At 72.8% G+C, this 22,063-nt stretch carries 20 protein-coding genes; 18 read left to right on the top strand and 2 right to left on the bottom strand.

Going from position 1 to position 22,063, the window contains the following annotated elements; translation table 11 throughout:
• Positions 1–623 precede the first annotated feature (623 nt).
• From TBIS_RS10320 to TBIS_RS10295, 6 genes are all read left to right on the top strand, one after another.
• Positions 624–1,193 (top strand): hypothetical protein, encoded by a 570-nt coding sequence (locus TBIS_RS10320; RefSeq protein WP_148231499.1) that lies wholly within the window; start codon positions 624–626, stop codon positions 1,191–1,193.
• A gap of 338 nt (positions 1,194–1,531) precedes the next feature.
• Entirely contained in the window at positions 1,532–2,131 is a 600-nt protein-coding gene (locus TBIS_RS10315; RefSeq protein WP_013132326.1) for a fasciclin domain-containing protein, read from the top strand.
• A gap of 391 nt (positions 2,132–2,522) precedes the next feature.
• Entirely contained in the window at positions 2,523–3,206 is a 684-nt protein-coding gene (locus TBIS_RS10310) for a hypothetical protein (RefSeq protein WP_148231498.1), read from the top strand.
• 150 nt (positions 3,207–3,356) lie between these two features.
• Entirely contained in the window at positions 3,357–4,334 is a 978-nt protein-coding gene (locus tag TBIS_RS10305) for an aldo/keto reductase (RefSeq protein ID WP_050760496.1), read from the top strand.
• 209 nt (positions 4,335–4,543) lie between these two features.
• Positions 4,544–6,535 carry a threonine--tRNA ligase gene (thrS, locus tag TBIS_RS10300; RefSeq protein ID WP_425263888.1) on the top strand — a complete coding sequence of 664 codons (1,992 nt, stop codon included), beginning with the start codon at positions 4,544–4,546 and terminating at the stop codon, positions 6,533–6,535.
• A gap of 398 nt (positions 6,536–6,933) precedes the next feature.
• Entirely contained in the window at positions 6,934–7,479 is a 546-nt protein-coding gene (locus TBIS_RS10295) for an HIT family protein (RefSeq protein ID WP_013132322.1), read from the top strand.
• A gap of 18 nt (positions 7,480–7,497) precedes the next feature.
• Here the strand turns inward: TBIS_RS10295 and TBIS_RS10290 are convergent, their stop codons facing one another.
• The gene (locus TBIS_RS10290; protein ID WP_013132321.1) at positions 7,498–9,084 is read right to left on the bottom strand and encodes a glycoside hydrolase family 10-like protein; all 1,587 of its coding nucleotides are present in this window, start codon (positions 9,082–9,084) and stop codon (positions 7,498–7,500) included.
• 464 nt (positions 9,085–9,548) lie between these two features.
• Positions 9,549–11,675: an elongation factor G-like protein EF-G2 gene (locus TBIS_RS10285; protein WP_013132320.1), complete on the bottom strand. Its 2,127-nt coding sequence runs from the start codon at positions 11,673–11,675 to the stop codon at positions 9,549–9,551.
• A 251-nt stretch (positions 11,676–11,926) separates the two neighbouring features.
• Here TBIS_RS10285 and pgsA point away from each other — a divergent pair, with 251 nt between their 5' ends.
• The 12 genes from pgsA to ruvB all read left to right on the top strand — a co-directional run bounded on the left by pgsA (position 11,927) and on the right by ruvB (position 21,935).
• Positions 11,927–12,535, top strand: coding sequence for a phosphatidylinositol phosphate synthase (gene pgsA, locus TBIS_RS10280; RefSeq protein ID WP_013132319.1), 609 nt, complete (start codon positions 11,927–11,929; stop codon positions 12,533–12,535).
• Between the two features lie 16 nt (positions 12,536–12,551).
• Positions 12,552–13,514 (top strand): phosphatidylinositol mannoside acyltransferase, encoded by a 963-nt coding sequence (locus tag TBIS_RS10275; protein ID WP_013132318.1) that lies wholly within the window; start codon positions 12,552–12,554, stop codon positions 13,512–13,514.
• Positions 13,511–14,638 (top strand): glycosyltransferase family 4 protein, encoded by a 1,128-nt coding sequence (locus TBIS_RS10270; protein ID WP_013132317.1) that lies wholly within the window; start codon positions 13,511–13,513, stop codon positions 14,636–14,638. Before TBIS_RS10275 ends, TBIS_RS10270 begins: the two co-directional genes overlap by 4 nt.
• Positions 14,638–15,183 carry a LemA family protein gene (locus tag TBIS_RS10265; protein WP_013132316.1) on the top strand — a complete coding sequence of 182 codons (546 nt, stop codon included), beginning with the start codon at positions 14,638–14,640 and terminating at the stop codon, positions 15,181–15,183. Before TBIS_RS10270 ends, TBIS_RS10265 begins: the two co-directional genes overlap by 1 nt.
• 165 nt (positions 15,184–15,348) lie before the next feature.
• Positions 15,349–16,353: a DUF3048 domain-containing protein gene (locus TBIS_RS10260; RefSeq protein ID WP_013132315.1), complete on the top strand. Its 1,005-nt coding sequence runs from the start codon at positions 15,349–15,351 to the stop codon at positions 16,351–16,353.
• Positions 16,354–16,527: 174 nt separating this feature from the next.
• Complete coding sequence (gene pdxS / locus TBIS_RS10255) at positions 16,528–17,442, top strand: pyridoxal 5'-phosphate synthase lyase subunit PdxS (RefSeq protein WP_013132314.1); 915 nt, start codon at positions 16,528–16,530, stop codon at positions 17,440–17,442.
• Positions 17,439–17,867 (top strand): MarR family winged helix-turn-helix transcriptional regulator, encoded by a 429-nt coding sequence (locus tag TBIS_RS10250; protein WP_013132313.1) that lies wholly within the window; start codon positions 17,439–17,441, stop codon positions 17,865–17,867. Before pdxS ends, TBIS_RS10250 begins: the two co-directional genes overlap by 4 nt.
• A gap of 79 nt (positions 17,868–17,946) precedes the next feature.
• Positions 17,947–18,537, top strand: a complete 591-nt coding sequence (gene pdxT, locus TBIS_RS10245) for a pyridoxal 5'-phosphate synthase glutaminase subunit PdxT (RefSeq protein WP_013132312.1) — start codon at positions 17,947–17,949, stop codon at positions 18,535–18,537.
• A gap of 3 nt (positions 18,538–18,540) precedes the next feature.
• Positions 18,541–19,293, top strand: a complete 753-nt coding sequence (locus TBIS_RS10240) for a YebC/PmpR family DNA-binding transcriptional regulator (RefSeq protein ID WP_013132311.1) — start codon at positions 18,541–18,543, stop codon at positions 19,291–19,293.
• A gap of 333 nt (positions 19,294–19,626) precedes the next feature.
• A complete protein-coding gene (ruvC, locus tag TBIS_RS10235; protein WP_013132310.1) occupies positions 19,627–20,208 on the top strand; it encodes a crossover junction endodeoxyribonuclease RuvC in 582 nt (193 codons plus the stop codon).
• The gene (gene ruvA, locus TBIS_RS10230; RefSeq protein WP_013132309.1) at positions 20,205–20,825 is read left to right on the top strand and encodes a Holliday junction branch migration protein RuvA; all 621 of its coding nucleotides are present in this window, start codon (positions 20,205–20,207) and stop codon (positions 20,823–20,825) included. Before ruvC ends, ruvA begins: the two co-directional genes overlap by 4 nt.
• A gap of 60 nt (positions 20,826–20,885) precedes the next feature.
• Positions 20,886–21,935 carry a Holliday junction branch migration DNA helicase RuvB gene (gene ruvB / locus TBIS_RS10225; RefSeq protein WP_013132308.1) on the top strand — a complete coding sequence of 350 codons (1,050 nt, stop codon included), beginning with the start codon at positions 20,886–20,888 and terminating at the stop codon, positions 21,933–21,935.
• The last annotated feature ends 128 nt before the right edge of the window (positions 21,936–22,063 follow it).

Genomic DNA, 22,063 nt, shown 5'->3' with positions numbered 1-22,063 from the left:
GTGCCGTACGCGCGCCGGGGCGGGCGAGGGCACCCGCCGCGGTGCCGCGCGAGCCCGTCTCCGGTGGTGTCCCGGGGGTGCGGGGCGGCGCGCCGGGATCGCGGTGGCGGGTGGGCACCGCCGGCGGGGGAGGTCACCGTGGTCCGGCGCAGGAGTGGCGCCCGGTGACGTGGTGGCCGGGGAGCCGGGCGCACGGTGGAGCCATCCCGCCCGGCCTGCTCGCTGACGGGAACGCTCGTCCGCCATGGGCGCGGGGAGCGCGTGGGAACGCCCGCCCACCGCGGGCGCGGCGAAGGGCGGGGAGACGGTCGCCCACTGAGGGCGAGTGGGGAATGCCCGCCCACTGACGGCGCGGGAGCGCGTGGAGACGGTCGCCTGCCGTGGGCGCGCGGGGAGCGCGCGGGAACGCCACCCATCAGAGGGCGCGTGGGGAGCGCGCGGGAACGGCAGCCTGCCGAGGGTGTGCGGGGAGCGCGGATCCGGTGGACCTATCCGGGTGAAGTGGCCCATCCCCATTGTTGACCGGACATTGATCGTCGGAGCTCAGACCATCCGGCGAACCGCGCTTACCGTCTTGCACATACCGTCAACGACATCGGGGGAGTCTCATGATCAGTACGGCCATGCTCACCGCTGTCCTGCTTGCCGGACCTGTGACCGCGCCGGCCGATCCGGCTCCGGGGGACACCACCGCGTCCCGGCCCGCTCAGAGCACGACCGGTGTGCCCGGATTCGCCCCGGGCTACCAGCCCGGCTGGTGGGGCCCGCCGATCTGGTGGCAGCAGGAGGCGGGCCTGCTGCCCAGGGCGAACGACGCGGTCGCGCGTGAGACGGGGGAGAAGCAGGCGGCCGGGGACGAGGACTCCGACGAATCGCCCCTGTCCCTCATTCCCGCGAACGTGGTGCCCGACATCGACGCGCTGGACAAGGACGACGACGCCCAGGGCGAGGACGACGAGAAGTTCGTCACCCTGCCCGCGGTCGACAAGACCGGGCCGAAGTCGCTGCCGCCCGGCACGATCGTCGACCCGGAGACCGGCGACGTCTTCATCCACCCGCCGCTCGACAAGATCGGCACCGGCGGGCAGAGCTTCACCCTTCCGCAGTTGACGGGCCGCCAGATCCAGATTGCGAAGGGAACGCCTTCGTTCTCCGGCAAGGCCGGCCGCAAGGGCAGCCGGTTCCACCGCTGACCCACCGCCGGCGGCGCGGCCGCTTCCCGGTGGGCGGTGCCGTACGGCGGCGGCCGTGCGGCACCCCGTACGGCACCGCACCGATGGGCGGGGACGCGGCGCCCGGCACCGGCGCGGCGCGCCGGCCCGCCCACGGTGAGCGAGCCCGCGCGGGCCCTGCGCGGCCCGCGACCGGAGCGCCCGCCGCACCGTCCATGCGAAGCCGCATCCGCAGGTACGAAATGTGACCCGTCGCTGATCGTCCACCGTGCCGTGCCGCCACCGCGGCGGCCGGGCGCACTCCGGTGACCATCCCGGCCACGCCGGCGAGCAGCGACCCGACGAGGGAGCACGACGTCATGAACACCCGGCTACTCGCCCTCCCCGCTGCCGCGGCGGCGTGGCTCGCCACGGCTTGCGGCGGCACGGGCACCGAACACCCCCAAACCGGCGTGGCCGCCTCCGGCGCGGTGACGGCCACGGCCACCGCGGCACCGTCCGCCCCGGCCGCGGCGCCCCGGTCCGGCTCCGCCTGCGCCGGGGTGCCGGCCTCGCTGGAGCGGGAACCGGTCGGCACCGCCCTCGCCAAGATCCCCGAGCTCTCCACGCTGGCCAAGGCGGCCAAGCGGACCGGCCTGGTGGAGAAGATCGACACGGTCGAGGACGTCACGCTGTTCGCGCCCGTCGACAAGGCCTTCGACAAGGCCCTGGACGGGAAGATCAAGAAGCTGATGAAGGACCAGCGGGCGGTCGGCAGCCTGCTCGGCTACCACATGGTGCAGGGGCGCACGCCCCGCTCCGGGCTGCGGGGCAAGCTGACCAACCTGCAGGGGGACACGCTGGTCGTGAAGGGATCGCCCGAGCGGGCCAAGGTGAACGGCGCGCGGGTGATCTGCGGCGAGCTGAGCACGCGCAACGCGACCGTCTACCTGATCGACAAGGTGCTGCTGCCGAAGTAGGCGGGGTGCCGGAACGGGCCCGCACCGGTGGCCCGCCGCCCTGCGGCACCCGAGCCCGGCCGGGCTGGACCGGCGGCCCGCCGCCTCGCGACATCGAGCCCGGCTGGGTTCGACCGGTGGCCCGGCGTCCTGTCGCGCGGGCCGGCCCGCGCGGCGCGCCGCCCCGCCGTGCCGCGGTGCCGCGGGCCATGGTGATGAGACCCGCGGTGATGAGGCCCTCGATCACGAGGACCGCGATCTCGCGGGCCGCGATCACGCGGGCGGCGGTGGGTCACGAGGGCACACCCGATCTTTGACCCGACACAGAACGTGAAATACGTGATCAGCCGGAATGTGGCGCATAGCGTCGGGTCCGTAACCGACAGCAACCTTCGGGGGGAATGTCATGCCGTTGAGCAGCGCAATCATCGCCGCGGCCCTGGCCGCGGCTCCGGGGACGCCCGCCGATCCCGGGCCGGCCGCCGCGCCCGGGGTGCTCACGCCGGGCAAGCAGATCGCCGCGGTCGCCCTGCAGCACCCGGACAACCCGGACCTCATCGCCAACCGGACGCTGGAGATCCTCGGCAAGCCCGTGAAGGCCGGTCCGCTGATGGACCTCGAGGACCTGGCCGAGGCCAGCGGCCCGCAGCGCCCGGCGGCTGAGGAGGCCCAGACCGGCGCCGAGGCCGGTCCGGCGGAGAACGCCGCCGTCCAGGAGGGGAACCCGAACCCCGGATCCGGCTCGGGGCAGGCCCCGGAGATCGCCAACGTGAGCTTCCCGGAGTTCCCGGAGATGAGCTTCCCGCTCCTGGAGGACTTCGACATCCCGGTGTGGAACACCGGTGACCGGAACGTGCGCAAGCAGCCGATCAACGTCCGCGGCGTCCCCGGGTTCACCGTGCCGGCGGGCCAGGGCGCCACGGGGCCGGTCGTCACGCGGAACCGCCCGGACGGCGGGCAGGACTTCCTGTTCGGCTCGCAGGGCAACCAGCCGGTCAACGCGAAGCTCTCCGGTGAGGACCTCGCCAAGCAGGCGGTCGGCCAGCAGTTCACCGACGCCGATCAGCAGACGTCGGAGTCCCAGCCCGAGGAGTGATCGGGAGCCGGCGCATCGCAACGGAGGGGTGGACCGCTCGGTTCACCCCTTCTTGTTTCCGGCCCCGCCTTCCCGGCGATCCGGCCCGGGAGACCGGCGGGGGAGCGGCGCATGAGAATCGCCCGTGACCCACTCGATACGATCGGCCTCATGGAACAGCGCGTCTTGGGCAGAACGGGCAGGCGAGTCGGCGTGGTCGGGCTCGGCGCCTGGCAGATCGGCGGGGACTGGGGCGAGGTGAGCGAGGCCGACGCGCTCGCCACGATCCACGCCGCGATCGACGCCGGGGTCGACTTCATCGACACCGCCGACGTGTACGGCGACGGCCGCAGCGAGCGCCTGATCGGGCGGGTGCTCAAGGAACGGCCCGGGCTCACCGTGGCGACGAAGATGGGCCGCCGGGTCGCCCAGACGCCGGAGGTCTACACCCTGGAGAACTTCCGCTCCTGGATCGACCGCTCCCGGGCGAACCTGGGGGTGGACACGATCGACCTGGTGCAGCTCCACTGCCCGCCGTCCCCGGTCTACGACGACGACCGGGTCTTCGACGCACTCGACACGCTCGTCGCGGAGGGCGCCATCCGGGCGTACGGGGTGAGCGTGGAGACCTGCGCCGAGGCGCTCCGGGCGATCGAGCGGCCCGGGGTGGCGACCGTGCAGATCATCCTCAACATGTTCCGGCTCAAGCCGCTGGAGGAGGTGCTCCCCGCCGCGGAGAAGGCCGGGGTCGGCATCATCGCGCGGGTCCCGCTCGCCAGCGGGCTGCTCACCGGCAAGTTCGGCCCGCGGTCGGTCTTCGCCGAGGACGACCACCGCACCTTCAACCGCCGCGGTGAGGCGTTCGACGTGGGGGAGACGTTCTCCGGCGTGGAGTACGGCGTCGGCCTCCAGGCGGTGGAGCGGCTCCGCCCGCTGGTGCCCGAGGGCATGACCATGGCCCAGTTCGCGCTGCGCTGGATCCTCGACCAGAGCGGGGTCAGCGTGGTGATCCCGGGGGCGCGCAACCCGGAGCAGGCGCGGGCGAACGCCGCGGCCGCGGGTTTCCCGCGCTTGTCCCCCGAGGTGCACGCGGCGGTCCGCACCGTGTACGACGAGCTGATCCGGCCGCAGGTCCACCACCGCTGGTGAGCCGGCCGGGCCCGGGACCGGGCGCCGTCCCGGGCCCGCGCCGTGGGCGGCCGCGCCGTACCGCGGGGCCGGCAGGCCGGGCACCGGCCGCCGTCACGCAAGCGATCATGCGAATCGCCGGGCGGCGGCACCGGTAGCATCGGATGGTGTGCCTCGAATCGGGCCCCTGCCGGCTCGAGGGGCGTTCACTCACGTGCGATTCCGTTTCCATGACCGAAGGAGCAGCCGTGTCCTCCGCCCAAGAGATCCGCATCACCATCGCCGGGACCGAGCGCGTGGTGGCGGCGGGGACGACGGCCGGGCAGGCGCTCGAGGCGGACGGCAGGACGGTGATCGCCGCCCGGATCAACGGCGAGCTGCGTGACCTCGCGACCGAGGTGGCCGACGGCGACGTCATCGAGCCGGTCACCATCGACAGCGGCGACGGCCGGGCCATCCTCCGTCACTCCACCGCTCACGTCCTGGCCCAGGCCGTTCAGGAGCTATTCCCTGAGGCGAAGCTCGGCATCGGGCCGCCGATCGAGAACGGCTTCTACTACGACTTCGACGTGCGGGAGCCGTTCACCCCGGAGGATCTCAAGCGCATCGAGAAGCGGATGCGCGAGATCATCAAGCAGGGGCAGCTCTTCCGGCGGCGCCCGGTGACCGATGAGCAGGCCCGCGAGGAGCTCGCCGGCGAGCCGTACAAGCTGGAGCTGATCGAGCTGAAGGGCGCCGCCGGGTCCGAGGACGGCGCGAACGTCGAGGTGGGCGCCGGCCAGCTCACCATCTACGACAACATCGACCCGAAGACCGGCGAGGTCTGCTGGAAGGACCTGTGCCGGGGGCCGCACCTGCCGAGCACCAAGGCGATCCCGGCGTTCGCCCTCATGCGGTCGAGCGGCGCCTACTGGCGCGGCAGCGAGAAGAACCCGCAGCTCCAGCGGATCTACGGCACCGCCTGGGAGTCCAAGGAGAAGCAGGACGAGTACCTGCACTTCCTGGAGGAGGCGGAGAAGCGCGACCACCGCAGGCTCGGCGTCGAGCTGGACCTGTTCTCCTTCCCGGAGGAGCTCGGCTCCGGCCTCCCGGTGTTCCACCCGAAGGGCGGCACCATCCGGCGGATCATGGAGGACTACTCCCGCCGGCGTCACGAGGAGGCGGGCTACTCCTTCGTGAACACCCCGCACATCACGAAGGAGAAGCTCTACCAGATCTCCGGCCACCTCAACTGGTACGCCGACGCCATGTTCCCGCCCATGGAGCTCGAGGGCGCCCGGTACTACCTCAAGCCCATGAACTGCCCGATGCACAACCTGATCTTCCGGGCGCGCGGGCGGTCGTACCGGGAGCTGCCCCTGCGGCTCTTCGAGTTCGGCACGGTCTACCGGTACGAGAAGTCCGGGGTGGTGCACGGCCTGACCCGGGTGCGGGGCCTCACCCAGGACGACGCGCACATCTACTGCACCCAGGAGCAGATGCGCGACGAGCTGCGCTCGCTGCTCCGGTTCGTGCTCGACCTGCTGCGCGACTTCGGCCTCAACGACTTCTACCTGGAGCTGTCCACCAAGGACCCGGAGAAGTACGTCGGCTCCGACGAGGTGTGGGAGGAGGCGACCCGGACCCTGCGCGAGGTCGCCGAGGCGGAGAACCTCGAGCTCGTCCTCGACCCGGGCGGCGCCGCCTTCTACGGCCCCAAGATCTCGGTGCAGGCGCGGGACGCGATCGGCCGCACCTGGCAGATGTCGACGATCCAGCTCGACTTCAACCTGCCCGAGCTGTTCGAGCTCGAGTACCAGGCGGCCGACGGCACCCGCAAGCGCCCCGTCATGATCCACCGGGCGCTGTTCGGCTCGATCGAGCGGTTCTTCGGCGTGCTGGTCGAGCACTACGCCGGCGCCTTCCCGCCGTGGCTCGCCCCGGTCCAGGTCGTCGGCATCCCGATCACCGAGGCGCACGTGCCGTACCTGCAGGACGTCGCCAAGCGCCTGCGCGAGCGGCGCATCCGGGTCGAGGTGGACGCCTCGGACGACCGGATGCAGAAGAAGATCCGCAACGCGCAGAAGGCCAAGGTCCCGTACATGCTGCTCGCCGGGGACAAGGACGTCGCGGCCGGTGCCGTGTCGTTCCGCTACCGCAACGGCGAGCAGAAGAACGGGGTGCCGATCGACCAGGCGATCGAGGAGATCGTCAGCGCGGTCGAGCGCCGCATCCAGGTCTGACCCCGGTACGGCTCCCGCCCGGCGCGGCGGGAGCCGTACGCTCCGGCCGCCGGCCCGATCGCGTCCCGGCCGCGAGGCCGGCCGCCCCGTGCCGCCGGGCCGTCCGCGCCCCGGCCGCGGAACCGCCCGTCCGCCGGGGCCGGTCCGCGCTCCGGTGGCCCGGCCCACGTCCGCGGCCGGGAGGACGCGGTGCGGCCGGCGTCCGCCGTGGGGCCGCCCCCGCCGGGGAGCATGGGCGAGGCCCCCGCCCGCCGCGCGCCCAAGGGCCGCACTGTCGCGACCACCCGGACGGATGGCGATCAGTGCGGCATATCCTGCTTGGGGGCGGCAGGAACCCCGCTCGGGTGCGGTAGGAACCGGTGAACCGGGGCAGTGACGGAGTGGAGGAGAGCACGACCGTGAATCCAGAGCCGATCGAGCAGGCCGGCGCCGGAATCCCCGACCAGTTCCAGCGCCTCTGGTCCCCGCACCGCATGGCCTACATCAAGGGCGAGAACAAGCCCAGCGGCCCCGGGGCGGACGACGGCTGCCCCTTCTGCGACATCCCCAAGCGGCCCGACCCGGAGGGGCTGATCGTGGCCCGCGGCTCGGCCGTCTACGCCGTGCTCAACCTCTACCCCTACAACTCCGGTCACCTGATGGTCTGCCCCTACCGGCACGTCTCCGACTACGTCGACCTCGACGAGGCGGAGACCGCCGAGCTCGCCGAGTTCACCAAGCGGGCGATCCAGGCGCTGCGCAAGGCGAGCGGCGCCCAGGGGTTCAACGTCGGCATGAACCTCGGCGCGGTCGCGGGCGCCGGCATCGCCGCCCACCTGCACCAGCACGTCGTGCCCCGGTGGGGCGGTGACACGAACTTCATGCCGGTGGTGGGGCGGACCAAGGTCCTCCCGCAGCTCCTGCGCGACACCCGGGACCTGCTCGCCGACGCCTGGCCCGCCTGAGCCCTCCGGCCCGGCCGCTCACCGGGCGAGGACGGCCGGGCTCTCGTTGGTGAGCCGGTCGAGCGCGCTCACGTAGTACTTCCCATCGCCCTTGACGGCCAGGCGCGGGTTCCGGCTCGCCGGGACGATCGCCACCAGGTTGCGGGCGTCGGCGAACGCGCACGCGTCCGCCTTGCCGTTCACCCGGTAGACGGCGTACGCGCGGGCACCCGGCGTGTGCCGCCACACCAGCGTGCCGCCGCTGCGCCGCACGCCCTGCGGGGCCGCGGGCGGGCGGCCCGCCATCCGCTCCGGCACCGGGAGCAGGGCCGGCCTGCGGTAGTACTCCTTGGTGATCGTGCTCATCGCCGAGAGCGGGTCGCGGAGCAGCGAGGACGCGCTGAAGTACACGTCGCCGCGGATCTGCGGGTACTTCCGGTTGATGGCGAGGTGGGCGGGGAGCTCGCCGGGCTTGCGCCAGCCCGGGACGTCCTTGGTGCCCACCTGGTAGAGCGCCTGGCCGATGTAGAGGTGGACGTCCGTGCCCTTCACCGCGTCCGCCCACCACGGGGCGAGCACCTCGTACCGGGCCGCGGCGTACCCGCGCGGCCAGTAGAGCTGCGGGATCACGTAGTCGACCGTGCCCGCCTTGATCCACGCCTTCGCGTCCGCGTAGATCGCGTCGTAGGCCGACATGCCCGAGGTGGCCGAGCCGGCCGGGTCCTGCTTCTTGTTCCGCCAGATGCCGAACGGGCTCACCCCGAACTTCACGTGCCGCTTGGTCTTGCGCACCGCCGCGTGGACCTGGGCGATCAGCTTGTTGACGTTCTCCCGCCGCCAATCGGCGAGCGGCTTGCCGCGGCCGTACTTCCGGTAGGTCGCGGTGTCCCGGAACGGCGTCCCCTTCCCGGGGTACGGGTAGAAGTAGTCGTCGAAGTGGACGCCGTCCACGTCGTAGCGGCGCACCACGTCGGTCACGACCTTGGTCACCCAGTCCCGCACCTCCGGCAGGCCCGGGTCGTAGTAGAGGCGGCCCTCGTGCTTGACCGTCCACTCCGGGTGAAGCCGCGCGGGATGCCGGGCCGGGAGCTTGGTCACGTCGTCCGTGAGCGCCGCCCGGTACGGGTTGAACCAGGCGTGGAACTCCAGGCCGCGCTTGTGCGCCTCCTTGATCAGGAACGGCAGCGGGTCCCAGCCCGGGTCCTTGCCCGCCGTGCCGGTCAGCCACTGTGACCACGGCTCCAGCGACGACCGGTAGAGCGCGTCCGAGGCCGGCCGGACCTGCACGAACACCGCGTTGAGCCGGTGCCGCACCGCCGCGTCGAGGATCTTCAGGTACTCGGCGCGCTGCCGCTCGGGGGTGCGCGCCCCGCGCGACGGCCAGTCGAGGTTGTGGATCGCCGCGATCCAGACCCCGCGCATCTCCCGCTTGGGGAAGCGCGCGTCCACCCGGCACGACGCGGCCGAGGTGGGCACCGTGACCTCGGCCGCCGCCTGCCGCTGCGCCGAGGCCGCGGACCGGTCCGCGCTCGCCTGCGGGCCGAAGGCGTAGGCCGCCCCGGTGGCGAGCACGGCGATGGCGGTGCTGATCAGTAACGGCCGAGCGGTCTGGCCCCGTCCGGACACGTGGCGTCCTCCCCGATTCCGATGGGCATCAGCCACACAGTCTGGCATCGGAACCGGATGGCCCGGCCAAGCGGAGGGAGATCTTCCCTTACCCGGGGTGTGCCGCGCGGTACCCGCGGTGTGCCGTGGCCCACCCGCGCGCCGCCGTGCACCCGGCCGCCCGGGCGGAACCGGGCCGTCCCCGCGTACGGCCCGGCATGCCGCGCCCGGCACGCCGGGTACGGCACGGCGCGGGCAGCCGGCCGGGCTCGCCCAGGGCCGGTTCCGCCGCGCGGGAACGCCTAGTTCACCGCGTGGGGTCCGGCCCATGCGGGCAGGGGAGCCCGCGCGCAGGCCGCGGCATGGCCCGCCCGGCACGATCCCGTGACCCTCCCGGCGCGGGTTCGCCGCGTGCCCCGGTACGGCCGGCGGCGCGGCGCACCGGGCACCGGCGGCGCCGGCGCCCGGTGCGGCTGAGCCCCGGGTCAGGCGGCCTGGGTGACCTTGGCCGCGAGGTGGGCGGGGAGCGGCTCGTACCGCAGGAAGGACCGGGTGAACGTCCCCGTGCCCTGCGACAGCGAGCGCAGGTCCACCGCGTACCTGGTGATCTCGAGCTGCGGCACCTCGGCGCGCACCACCGTGCGGCCGGTCCCGACCGGCTCGGTGCCGAGCACCCGGCCGCGCCGCGCCGACAGGTCGGACATGATCGCGCCGACGTACTCGTCCGGGATGAGGACGGAGACCTCGTCCACCGGCTCCAGGAGGATCACCTGGGTCTTGGACGCGGCGTCCTTCAGCGCGAGCTGCCCGGCGATCTGGAACGCCATGTCCGAGGAGTCGACCGGGTGCGACTTGCCGTCGTAGAGGGTCACCTGGATGTCGACCATCGGGTACCCGGCGAGCACGCCGCGCTCCATCTGCGCCCGGATGCCCTTCTCCACGGACGGGATGAACTGCCGCGGGATCACCCCGCCGACGATCTTGTCGATGAACTCGAACCCGCTCCCGGCCGGCAGCGGCTCGACCTCGATGTGGCAGATCGCGTACTGGCCGTGGCCGCCGGTCTGCTTGACGTTCCGTCCCATGCCCTGGGCCTTGCCGGCGAACGTCTCCCGCAGCGGCACCCGCACCTCGGTCCGGTCGACCTGCACGCCGTACCGCCGGGAGAGCCGGTCGAGCAGCACGTCGGAGTGGGCCTCGCCCATGCACCACAGCACGAGCTGGTGGGTCTCCGCGTTGTGCTCCAGCCGCAGCGTCGGGTCCTCCGCCACGAGCCGGGAGAGCGCCTGGCCGAGCTTGTCCTCGTCCGCCTTGGACCGCGGCTCGATCGCGACCGGCAGCAGCGGCTCGGGCATCTGCCACGGGGCCATGAGCAGCGGCCGGTCCTTGGCGGAGAGCGTGTCACCGGTCTCCGCCCGGGACAGCTTGGCGATCGCGCAGATGTCGCCGGCCACGCACTTGCCGATCGTCCGCTGCGTCTTGCCCAGCGGCGAGCTCAGCGTGCCGATCCGCTCGTCCACGTCGTGGTCCTCGTGCCCGCGGTCGGCGAGGCCGTGCCCGGAGACGTGCACGGTCATGTCCGGCCGGAGCGTGCCGGAGAACACGCGGACCAGGCTGATCCGTCCCACGTACGGGTCGCTCGTGGTCTTGACGACCTCGGCCACCAGCGGGCCCTCGGGGTCGGCGGTGAGCCCCTCCACCGGCCGGCCGTCGATCGTGGTGATCTCCGGCAGCGGGTGCTCGAGCGGCGAGGGGAACCCCTTGGTGATCAGCTCGAGGATCTCCTGCATGCCGACACCGGGCGCCGCCGCCAGCACCGGGTAGAAGCTGCCCCTGGCCACCGCCTTCTCCAGGTCGGTGATGAGCGACTCGTCGTCGATCTCCTCCCCGGCGAGGTAGCGGTCCATCAGGGACTCGTCCTCGCTCTCCTGGATGATCTGCTCGATCAGGTCGCCGCGGTACCGCTCGATCAGGTCGAGCTGGCCGGGGTCGGGGTCCCGCTCGGTGCGGGTCCCGCCGGAGTAGTCGATGAACCGCCGGGACACCAGGCTGAGCAGGCCGGTTCCGTCGACGGGCAGGTAGACGGGGGCGATGCCCTCCCCGAACCCGTCCCGGCACTGGGCGAGGGTCCCGTCGAAGTCGGCCCGCTGATGGTCGATCTTGGAGATGACCACGGCCCGCGGCATGCCGACGAGCGCGCACTCCTCCCAGAGCATCTTGGTGAGGCCGTCCACCCCGTCGGCCGCCGAGATCACGAACAGCGCGGCGTCGGCCGCCCGCAACCCGGCGCGCAGGTCACCGATGAAGTCCGCGTATCCTGGAGTGTCGAGAAGGTTGATCTTTATACCGTTGAAGACGGTGGGAGCGACGGCGAGATTGACGGAGCGCTTCTGGCGCACCTCCACCTCGTCGTAGTCGCTGACCGTCGTGCCGTCCTCCACCCGGCCGGGACGCTGGATCACCCCCGTCTCGGCGAGCAGCGCCTCGACCAGTGTCGTCTTGCCGGATCCGGAATGGCCGACCAGCACGACATTGCGCACCATGTCCGGCCGGTCGGCCGTGGGTGCCCTGCCCGCGGCCCCTTGGGTCGCCCCGGTTGATCTCTCGGCCACATCGCCTCCCGAGGTCTCCGAACGACCGGCGAGGGGCACGTGGCCGCGCTCCGCGCCGGCCGTTCAAGCCGTCGCTGTCCCACGCCTGGGCCCGCGCTGGCCCAGCGGGCGGCGAGGCCGCATGATCTCCCGCCCGCTGTGATGCAGGCGTGTGTTTTCACCCTTTACCCACGCGCCGGATCGCACAAGACCTATCTGCCCAATGTGGTGACCATCATGTGGTCAGGACGGATGGCCTACCATCAACGGCGATGTTGAACGTCTTGCGCCCCGCCGTCTCCCGGGTCCTGGCCCCCGTGGGCCGGACCCTCGCCCGGATGGGAGTTTCACCGGACGTCATCACCACGGTCGGCACGGCCGGCGTGGTGACCGCCGCGCTCACCTGCTACCCGAGCGGCCGGCTCTTCCTCGGCTCGATGATCATCGCGTTCTTCGGGATCGCCGATCTCCTCGACGGCGTGCTCGCCCGGATGATCGGCAGGAAGAGCAAGTGGGGTGCGTTCCTGGACTCCACGCTCGACCGGGTCGGTGACGCCGCGATCTTCTCCGGGTTGATCCTGTACCTCCTCCTCAAGGACCAGCCGGAGATCGTCCTCGCGATCGTCGCGCTCTTCTGCCTCGTCGCGGGAGCATTGGTGTCCTACGCCAAGGCCCGCGCCGAGGGCCTCGGCATGACCGCGAACGTCGGCATCGCCGAGCGCGGCGAGCGCCTGGTGATCGTGCTCGTGGCGGCCGGGCTCTCCGGCCTCGGCGTGCCGTACGTGCTGGCGATCGGGCTCTGGCTGCTCGCCGTGGCGAGCGCGATCACGGTCGTCCAGCGGATGGTCCACGTGTACCGGCAGGCGGTGGTCGACGAATGAGTCAGGCGGTGGTCGTATGAGCGGCAGGCCCGGCGCGCGCAACCGGCCCGAACGCCTCCCGCTCGCCGACCGGATCATCGCGGCGTGCTTAACCCTGGGCTGGGCGCTGGTGCGCCGGGTGCCCGAGCGGCTCGCCGCCTGGTTCTTCCGCACCCTCGCCGACCTGCTCTGGCGCCGGCGCGGCACCTCGGTGCGGCGCCTGGAGGCGAACCTCGCCCGGGTGGTCGGCAAGGACCCCGCCGACCCCGCGGTGCGGGAGCTCAGCCGCGCCGGCATGCGCTCCTACTTCCGGTACTGGATGGAGATGTTCCGCCTCCCCGCGATGAGCCCGGAGCGCATCCGCGCGGGCACCCGCATCATCGGGGTGGAGGCCATCTTCGAGACGCTCGCCTCCGGCCGGGGGGTCGTGGTGGCCTTGCCCCACACCGGCAACTACGACCTGGCCGGCGCCTGGCTGGTGCACATGGGGCACCCGTTCACCACGGTCGCCGAGCGGCTGCGCCCCGAGTCGCTCTTCGAGCGGTTCGTCGCCTACCGGGAGAGCCTCGGCATGGAGGTGCTGCCGCTCACCAACCGGGACGGGGGGAGCGCCCGGGCCTTCGCCACCCTCGCCCGGCGGCTGCGCGAGGGACGCCCGGTCTGCCTGCCGGCCGAGCGCGACCTGACCGACTCCGGCGTCGAGGTGGTGTTCTTCGGCGCGAAGACCCGGATGGCCCCCGGCCCCGCGGCGCTCGCCGTCCAGACCGGCGCGGCGCTCCTGCCGGCCGTGCTCTGGTTCGAGGGCGACGGGTGGGGCGGCCGGGTCTACGACGAGATCCCCGTCCCCGCCGAGGGCACCCGCAAGGAGAAGATCGCGATCATGACCCAGCGCATGGCGGAGGCGTTCGAGCAGGGCATCGCCGAGCACCCGGAGGACTGGCACATGCTCCAGAGAGTGTGGCTCGACGATTTCGAGCCCACGCGCGGGGGAGTGCCGTGAGGGTCGGCATCGTCTGCCCCTACACCTGGGAGGTCCCCGGCGGGGTCCAGGCGCACATCCGCGACCTCGCCGAGGCGCTCATCGCCCACGGCTGCCACGTCTCCGTCATCGCCCCCGCGGCCGACGACGCCGAGCTGCCGCCGTACGTGACCTCGGCCGGCCGGGCCGTGCCCGTGCCGTACAACGGGTCGGTGGCCCGGCTCGCGTTCGGCTTCCTCTCGGCGAACCGGGTGCGCAAGTGGATCCGGGAGGGCCGGTTCGACGTGCTGCACGTGCACGAGCCGGCCGTGCCGTCGCTGAGCATGCTCGCCTGCTGGGCGGCGCGCGGCCCGATCGTCGCCACGTTCCACGCCTCGCTGGAGCGCTCCCGGGCGATGGCCATGGCCGCGCCGGTGCTGCAGAGCATCCTCGAGAAGATCACCGGCCGGATCGCGGTCTCCGACGCGGCGCGCAAGACGCTGGTGGAGCACTTCGGCGGCGACGCGGTGCTGATCCCCAACGGGGTGACGGTGAGCCGGTACGCCGAAGGCGAGCCGCTGCCCGGCTGGGGGCCGGACGGCAACGTGATCGGCTTCCTCGGCCGGATGGACGAGCCGCGCAAGGGGCTGCCCGTCCTGCTGGAGGCGTTCGCGCTGCTCGCCCCGGAACGGCCCGCGCTGCGGCTGCTCATCGCCGGCCCCGGCGACCCCGGCGAGGTGTTCGACCGGGTGCCCGCGGAGTTCCACGACCGGGTCGGCGTGCTCGGCATGGTGAGCGAGGAGGACAAGATCCGCGCGTACCACTCGGTCGACATCTTCTGCGCCCCCAACCTGGGCGGGGAGAGCTTCGGGATCGTCCTCGCCGAGGCCATGGCCGCCGGGGCCCCGATCCTCGCCAGCGACATCCCGGCGTTCCGGCACGTGCTCGGCGAGGGCCAGGCGGGGGCGCTCTTCACCACCGGCGACCCGGCCGCGCTCGCGGCCGAGGCGGCGCGGCTGCTCGACGACCCGGACCTGCGGGCCAAGCTCTCGGAGGAGGCGCGGCTGGCGGTCCGCAAGTACGACTGGTCGATCGTCGCCCGTGAGGTGCTCCGGGTGTACGAGACCGTCACCGAGGCGGCCACCGGCGTGGTGGAGGACGTGTGATGACCACCTGGCTGACCGTCGTCCTCGTGCTGCTCGTGCTCGTGCTCACCGCGGTCTACATCTCCTGGCGGGCCGGCCGGCTCGACCGGCTGCACATCCGGCTCGAGGGCGCGTACGCGGCCCTCGACGCCGCGCTGCTCCGCCGGGCCGCGGTCTGCCTGGAGCTCGCCGGGTCCCGGATCCTCGACCCGGCCACCTCGCTCGTGCTCGCCGCGGCCGCGCACGAGGCCCGGATCGCCGGGCCGGAGGAGCGGGAGCACGCCGAGAGCGACCTCTCCAAGACGCTGCGCGCCGTCGTCGACCAGGAGCGGTTCAAGGAGAAGCTCGCCGAGCACCCGGCGGGCCGCACCCTGCTGGAGGAGCTCGACACGGCCGTCGCCAAGGTCGTCTACTCCCGCCGGTTCTACAACAACGCGGTCGAGGTGACCCGGACCGCCCGGCAGCGCTGGCTCGCCCGCACCCTCCGGCTCGCCGGCCGCACCGAGATGCCGCGGTACTTCGAGATCGACGACGAGCCGCCGCGCTCTCTCAGCGGCGGCTCCTAGCGGGCGCCCCGGTGACCGGGATCTCAACGGTTTGTAAATCGTTTTAGGTCGTTTTTTGGGATTCGCCGGTAAGCTCGTGCTGTTTCTCGAGGACGGACCGGCGGATCCTGAACGAGACATGGACGCCGCACGCCGTCCGCGCTGCTTCCACGGGAGGAGCTCACGGTGCGGGCAGTGATCCGTTTCGCGCTGGCGACGGCGGTGGTGCTCGCCGGAGCGGCCTGCTCCGGCGACGGGTCCAAGGCCCAGGCTCAGCCGGGCCAGGCCGTGGTATCACCCTCACCGTCCCCCGAGCCGCCTCCCGAGCACCCGTTCACCGGCCTGCCGGCCTCCACCCTCCGCCCGGTGCTCGCCGTCAAGATCGAGAACACCCCGGCCGGCAAGCCGCAGATGGGCCTGCGCAGCGCGGACATCGTCTACGTCCAGCAGGTCGAGGGCGGGCTGACCCGGCTCATGGCGATCTTCTCGTCGAAGCTCCCCGCCCAGGTGGGGCCGGTGCGGAGCGCCCGGATCTCCGACCTGTACCTCCTGCCGATGTTCGGCAAGCCCGCGCTCGCCTACTCCGGCGTGCAGACCAAGATGATCCCGTACGTCCAGCGGGCCCCGCTGTACGACGTCTCCGACTCGGCGGCGCCCGACGCGTACCGCCGGATGCCCGGCCGGGTCGCGCCGTACAACCTGTTCGCCAGCCCGCGGAAGCTGCTCGCGCGGGCGCCCCAGGCGAGCAAGGCCAAGGACATCGGCTTCGTCTTCTCCGACGAGCCGCCGCCCGGCGGCACCGAGCGGCGCTCCGTGACCGTGCGCTACCCGTCCGCCCGGTTCACCTTCACCTGGTCGGAGCGGCAGAAGCGCTGGCTCATCTCCCAGGACGGGGCCAAGAACATGGCCGCGGAGGGCGGCCAGCAGGGCGCGCCCACCATCGTGATCCAGTGGGTCAAGACGACCCGCTCGGAGTTCCACGACGTCAACGGCGCCTACACCCCGCTCCTCCACACGGTCGGCAAGGGCACCGGGATCGTGCTGCGCGACGGCAAGGCCTACCGGGTGCGGTGGTCGCGCGCCTCCAAGGAGGAGGGCACCGTCTACACGCTCGCCGACGGCACGCCCATGCCGTTCGCCCGAGGCCAGGTCTGGATCGTGCTCGCCTCGCGCAAGCCCGTCGTCCCCTGAGCCGCGCGCACTGCGCCTGACCGCGCGGACGGTGCCTGACCGCCCGCACGGCGCCACTCCGGAGTGGACAAGTCACATCGGTCACCGCGACACCGTGGCGCGTGAGGAGCGCTTCCGGCGAGCGCCTACCATGGAGTCGAAATCGTCCACAGCCCCGCCGTCGTAGGGAGCAACGTGTCCAGCAGCACCCCCGAAGCCAACGAGACCACCACCGTGGGCACCCCCCGCGTCAAGCGCGGGATGGCCGAGATGCTCAAGGGTGGGGTCATCATGGACGTCGTCACCCCGGAGCAGGCCAAGATCGCCGAGGACGCCGGGGCGGTCGCCGTCATGGCGCTGGAGCGGGTTCCGGCCGACATCCGCGCACAGGGCGGCGTGGCCCGCATGAGCGACCCCGAGCTGATCGAGAAGATCATGGACGCGGTGTCGATCCCGGTCATGGCCAAGGTCCGGATCGGCCACTTCGTCGAGGCTCAGGTCCTCCAGGCGCTCGGCGTCGACTACATCGACGAGTCCGAGGTCCTCACCCCGGCCGACTACGAGAACCACATCGACAAGTGGAAGTTCACGGTGCCCTTCGTCTGCGGGGCGACCAACCTCGGGGAGGCGCTGCGCCGGATCGCCGAGGGCGCCGCGATGATCCGCTCCAAGGGTGAGGCGGGCACCGGCGACGTGTCCAACGCCGTCACCCACATGCGCAAGATCCGCAGCGAGATCAAGCGGCTCTCCGCGCTCCCCGAGGACGAGCTGTACGTCGCCGCCAAGGAGCTGCGGGCGCCGTACGAGCTGGTCGCCGAGGTGGCCCGGACCGGCAGGCTGCCCGTCGTGCTGTTCACCGCGGGCGGCATCGCCACCCCCGCCGACGCCGCGATGATGATGCAGCTCGGCGCCGACGGCGTCTTCGTCGGCTCCGGCATCTTCAAGTCCGGCGACCCGGCCAAGCGCGCCGCCGCGATCGTCAAGGCCGTCACCTACTACGACGACCCCGACGTGATCGCCAAGGTGTCGCGCGGCCTCGGCGAGGCCATGGTCGGCATCAACGTGAGCGAGATTCCCGCCTCCCATCGCCTTGCCGAGCGGGGCTGGTGACCGGCACAGGGGACGTCCAGGAGCTCGCCGCCGCACTCTCGCGCGAGCTGCGTCATCTCGTCATGCTGCTGCGCCGGGCGAGCGCCGGGCAGCCGGTGACCGCCCAGCAGTACGCCGTGCTCGGCTCCCTCGAAGCGGGCCCGCGCCGGATGACCGACCTCGCCGAGGAGCACGGCGTGCAGCTCCCCACGATCAGCGTGCAGATCAACCGGCTCGAGGAGGCGGGCCTGGTCGCCCGGGGCTTCGACCCGGCGGACGCCCGGGTCCGCACGGTCGAGCTCACCGGTGAGGGCCGGGCCCGCCTGATCGCCGTGCGCCGGGCCCGGATCGGCTACCTCGCCCGGTGCCTGGAGGCCCTCACGCCGGAGGAACGGCAGGCCATCGCCGTCGCCCTCCCCGCCCTCGCCAAGCTGGGCCGCGGCTGAACGCCCGGCGGTTTGGGGCAACCGCCGCATGCGCCGTACTCTTAAGCGGCCAGAACGGATCCATCAGAAGGGGTGCACCGTGACCGCTGCGCCGACGATCGGCGTGCTCGCCCTGCAGGGCGACGTCCGCGAGCACATCCGCGCATTGGAGGCCGCGGGGGCCCGCGCCGTGCCCGTGCGCCGGAAGGCGGAGCTCGACGCGGTCGACGGTCTGGTCATCCCCGGTGGCGAGTCCACCACGATCTGGAAGCTGGCGGTGGCGTTCGACCTGTTCGAACCGCTGCGGCTGCGTATCAAGGACGGCATGCCCGCGTACGGCTCCTGCGCAGGAATGATCATGCTCGCCGACCGCATCGAGGGTGGGATCGAAGGCCAGCAGACCTTCGGCGGCATCGACATGCTGGTCCGGCGCAACGCCTTCGGCCGCCAGGTCGACTCCTTCGAGACCGACCTCGAGTTCGCCGGCCGGGGGACCATCCGGGCCGTCTTCATCCGGGCGCCGTGGGTCGAGTCCGTCGGCCCTGACGTGGAAGTCCTGGGCAGGGTCGGACCTGAGGATAGGATCGTCGCGGTCCGCCAAGGATCTCTGCTCGCGACATCCTTCCATCCGGAGCTGACCGGTGACGCGCGGGTCCACTCGTACTTCGTGGAAATGGTGAGGGAGCACTAGGCGATGGCCGGCCACTCCAAATGGGCGACGACGAAGCACAAGAAGGCCGTGCTGGACTCCCGGCGCGGCAAGCTGTTCGCCAAGCTCATCAAGAACATCGAGGTCGCCGCCAGGCTCGGCGGGCCCGATCCGGACGCCAACCCGACGCTGTACGACGCGATCCTCAAGGCGCGGAAGAACTCCGTGCCGCTCGAGAACATCGAGCGGGCGCGCAAGCGCGGCGGCGGGCTCGAGGCGGGCGGCGCCGACTGGCAGACCATCATGTACGAGGGGTACGGCCCCGGCGGCGTCGCGATCCTCATCGAGTGCCTCACCGACAACCGCAACCGCGCCGCCTCCGAGGTCCGCGTCGCCCTCACCAGGAACGGCGGGTCCCTCGCCGACCCCGGCTCGGTGTCGTACATGTTCAAGCGCAAGGGCGTGGTGATCGTTCCCAAGGGGTCGCGCACCGAGGACGACGTGCTCATGGCCGTGGTCGACGCCGGGGCCGAGGAGGTCAACGACCTCGGTGAGAACTTCGAGGTCATCTGCGAGCCCTCCGACCTCATCGCGGTGCGCCAGGCGCTGCAGGACGCGGGGATCGAGTACGAGTCGGCCGAGGTGAGCTTCCTGCCGACGGTGAGCGTCCCGCTCGACGAGGAGAGCGCCCGCAAGGTGTTCCGCCTGATCGAGGCGCTCGAGGACAGCGACGACGTCCAGAACGTCTACGCGAACTACGACGTCAGCGACGAGATCATGGAGAAGCTCGCGGTCTGACGTCCGTGCGCGCCCGTGCCGCTCGCCCGCGGCGCCGGCCCGTGGGCCGTGGCCGCGCCCCGCGCCCGGCCTCCGGGGATCGGTGCGACCGGCCGTGCCGCGGGCCCCGCTCCGGTCACCGTGCCCGGCCGGCGGGTTCCGCACCGGCCGGGCGGCGCCGGTGGCCCCTCCTCCGGCATGCGCCGCCTTCCTCCCGGGACCGCGTCCCGCCGTCCCGCGCGCCGATCGATCGCCCACGGGGGGCGACCGCGGGCCCCTGATCGCGGTAGAGTGCGGTGCCGAACAGGTGTTCGGCGGTGCCATGCCGCCGGGCGGCGAGCCAGGGAGGCGTGCGTGAGATCACCCGAGGCGCGGGTGCTGGGTGTGGATCCGGGCCTGACCCGGTGCGGCCTCGGCGCCGTGGAAGGCCGGCCCGGGGCGCCGCTCCGGCTGGTGGCCGCCGGGGTGGTGCGCACCTCGGCCGATGACGACATCGGCACCCGCCTGCTCGCCATCGAGCGGGAGATCGAGCGGTGGCTCGACGAGGTGCGGCCGTCCACGGTGGCGGTGGAGCGGGTCTTCGCCCAGCACAACGTCCGGACCGTGATGGGGACGGCGCAGGCGGCCGCGATCGCGATCGTGTGCGCCGCCCGCCGGGGACTTCCCGTCGCGCTGCACACGCCCAGCGAGGTCAAGGCGGCCATCACCGGCAACGGCGACGCCGGCAAGCGCCAGGTGGGCGCGATGGTCACCCGGCTGCTCCGGCTCGACGCCATGCCCAAGCCGGCCGACGCCGCGGACGCGCTCGCGCTCGCCATCTGCCACGTCTGGCGGGGCGGGGCGCAGCACCGCCTCGCGGAGGCGCTGGCCCGGGCGCGGCGCCCGGCCGCGCCCGCATGGGCGGGTGACCCGGACGGGGGAGGGAGCGCGCGGTGATCGCATCCGTGGCGGGGAAGGTGGCGGCCATCGGCCCCGAGACCGCGGTCATCGAGGTGGGCGGGTTCGGCGTCCTGGTCCACTGCACCCCCGCGACGCTGGCCGGGCTGCGCGTCGGCGAGCCCGCCCGGCTCGCCACGGCGCTCGTCGTCCGGGAGGACTCCCTCACCCTGTACGGCTTCGCCTCCGACGACGAGCGCGCGATCTTCGAGAGCCTGCTCACGGTGAACGGCGTCGGGCCGCGCCTCGCGCTCGCCATGCTCGCCGTGCACTCGCCGAACGCGCTGCGGACGGCGGTGGCGAGCGGGGACGTCAAGGCGCTCACCATGGTCCCGGGCATCGGGCCGAAGAGCGCCCAGCGGATCATGCTGGAGCTGCGGGACCGGCTCGGCCCGGCGCGGGCCACCGCCGCCGGGATGCCCGACGGCCGGGGCGGACCGTCCCCCTGGCGGGAGCAGGTGCACGCCGGCCTGGTCGGCCTCGGATACTCGGCCCGGGACGCGGATGAGGCGATCGCCGCGATCGCCCACGAGGCCGAGGCCGCGGAGGCGGCCGGGCGCGAGCCCGAGATCGCCGCCCTGCTGAAGTCCGCGCTGCGGGTGCTGAGCGTCCGATGAGCGGCCCGCACCCCGCCCTGGCCGGCCACCCGGCGCTGAGATCGTTCTTCGGGAGTTCGCGTGAGCGTTGAGCGGGATCTGGTGTCGCCCGAGCCGGTCGGCGACGAGCCGGTGATCGAGGCGACGCTGCGTCCCAAGCGGCTGAGCGAGTTCATCGGGCAGCAGCGGGTACGCGAGCAGCTCTCGCTGGTCCTGGAGAGCGCGCGGCGCCGGCGGCGCCCGCCGGACCACGTGCTGATGAGCGGCGGCCCCGGCCTCGGCAAGACCACCCTGGCGTTGATCATCGCGGCGGAGCTCGGGGCGCCGATCCGGATGACCTCGGGCCCGGCCCTGGAGCGGGCCGGCGACCTCGCGGCGATCCTGTCCACGCTCACCGAGGGCGAGGTCCTCTTCATCGACGAGATCCACCGCATGGCCCGGCCGGCCGAGGAGATGCTCTACCTGGCCATGGAGGACTTCCGGATCGACGTCGTGGTCGGCAAGGGGCCGGGGGCGACGTCGATCCCGCTGGAGATCGCGCCGTTCACCCTGGTCGGCGCGACCACCCGGGCCGGGCTGCTCCCGGCGCCGCTGCGCGACCGGTTCGGCTTCACCGCGCACATGGACTTCTACGAGGTCGCCGAGCTGGAGCAGGTGCTCCACCGCTCGGCGCGGCTGCTCGGCGCCGACCTGCGCGAGGACGGCGCCCACGAGATCGCCAAGCGGTCGCGCGGCACCCCCCGGATCGCCAACCGGCTGCTGCGGCGGGTGCGCGACTACGCCGAGGTGCGGGCCCAGGGGGTGATCACCCGGGAGGTGGCCGCGGCCGCGCTCGACCTCTACGAGGTGGACGCCGAGGGCCTGGACCGGCTCGACCGGGCGGTGCTGGAGGCGCTGCTGCGCAAGTTCGGCGGCGGGCCGGTCGGGCTGTCCACGCTCGCGGTCGCCGTGGGGGAGGAGCCCGAGACCGTGGAGATCGTGGCCGAGCCGTTCCTGGTGCGGCAGGGGCTGCTCGCCCGCACCCCCCGCGGCCGGGTGGCGACCGCCCTCGCCTGGAAGCACTTCGGCCTCACCCCGCCGCCCGGCGCGTACGGCGCGGAGGCGGGGCCTGGCCTGTTCGACGATCAGTGACGCGGGAGATCCGGCATCATCGGAATATCGCCCGGATGCCGGGAATGGGAACTTTCGCAGAGACGAAATCGTGTGCTCATTGCCGGGTTACCCGCTGACGCATACACTGCGTGGCTTGGTCGGCGGCT

This window comes from Thermobispora bispora DSM 43833 (assembly GCF_000092645.1).
Classification (GTDB): Bacteria; Actinomycetota; Actinomycetes; order Streptosporangiales; family Streptosporangiaceae; genus Thermobispora; species Thermobispora bispora.
Note: the sequence above shows the minus strand (reverse complement) of the source record. Positions and strands in the feature narration are given on the sequence as shown.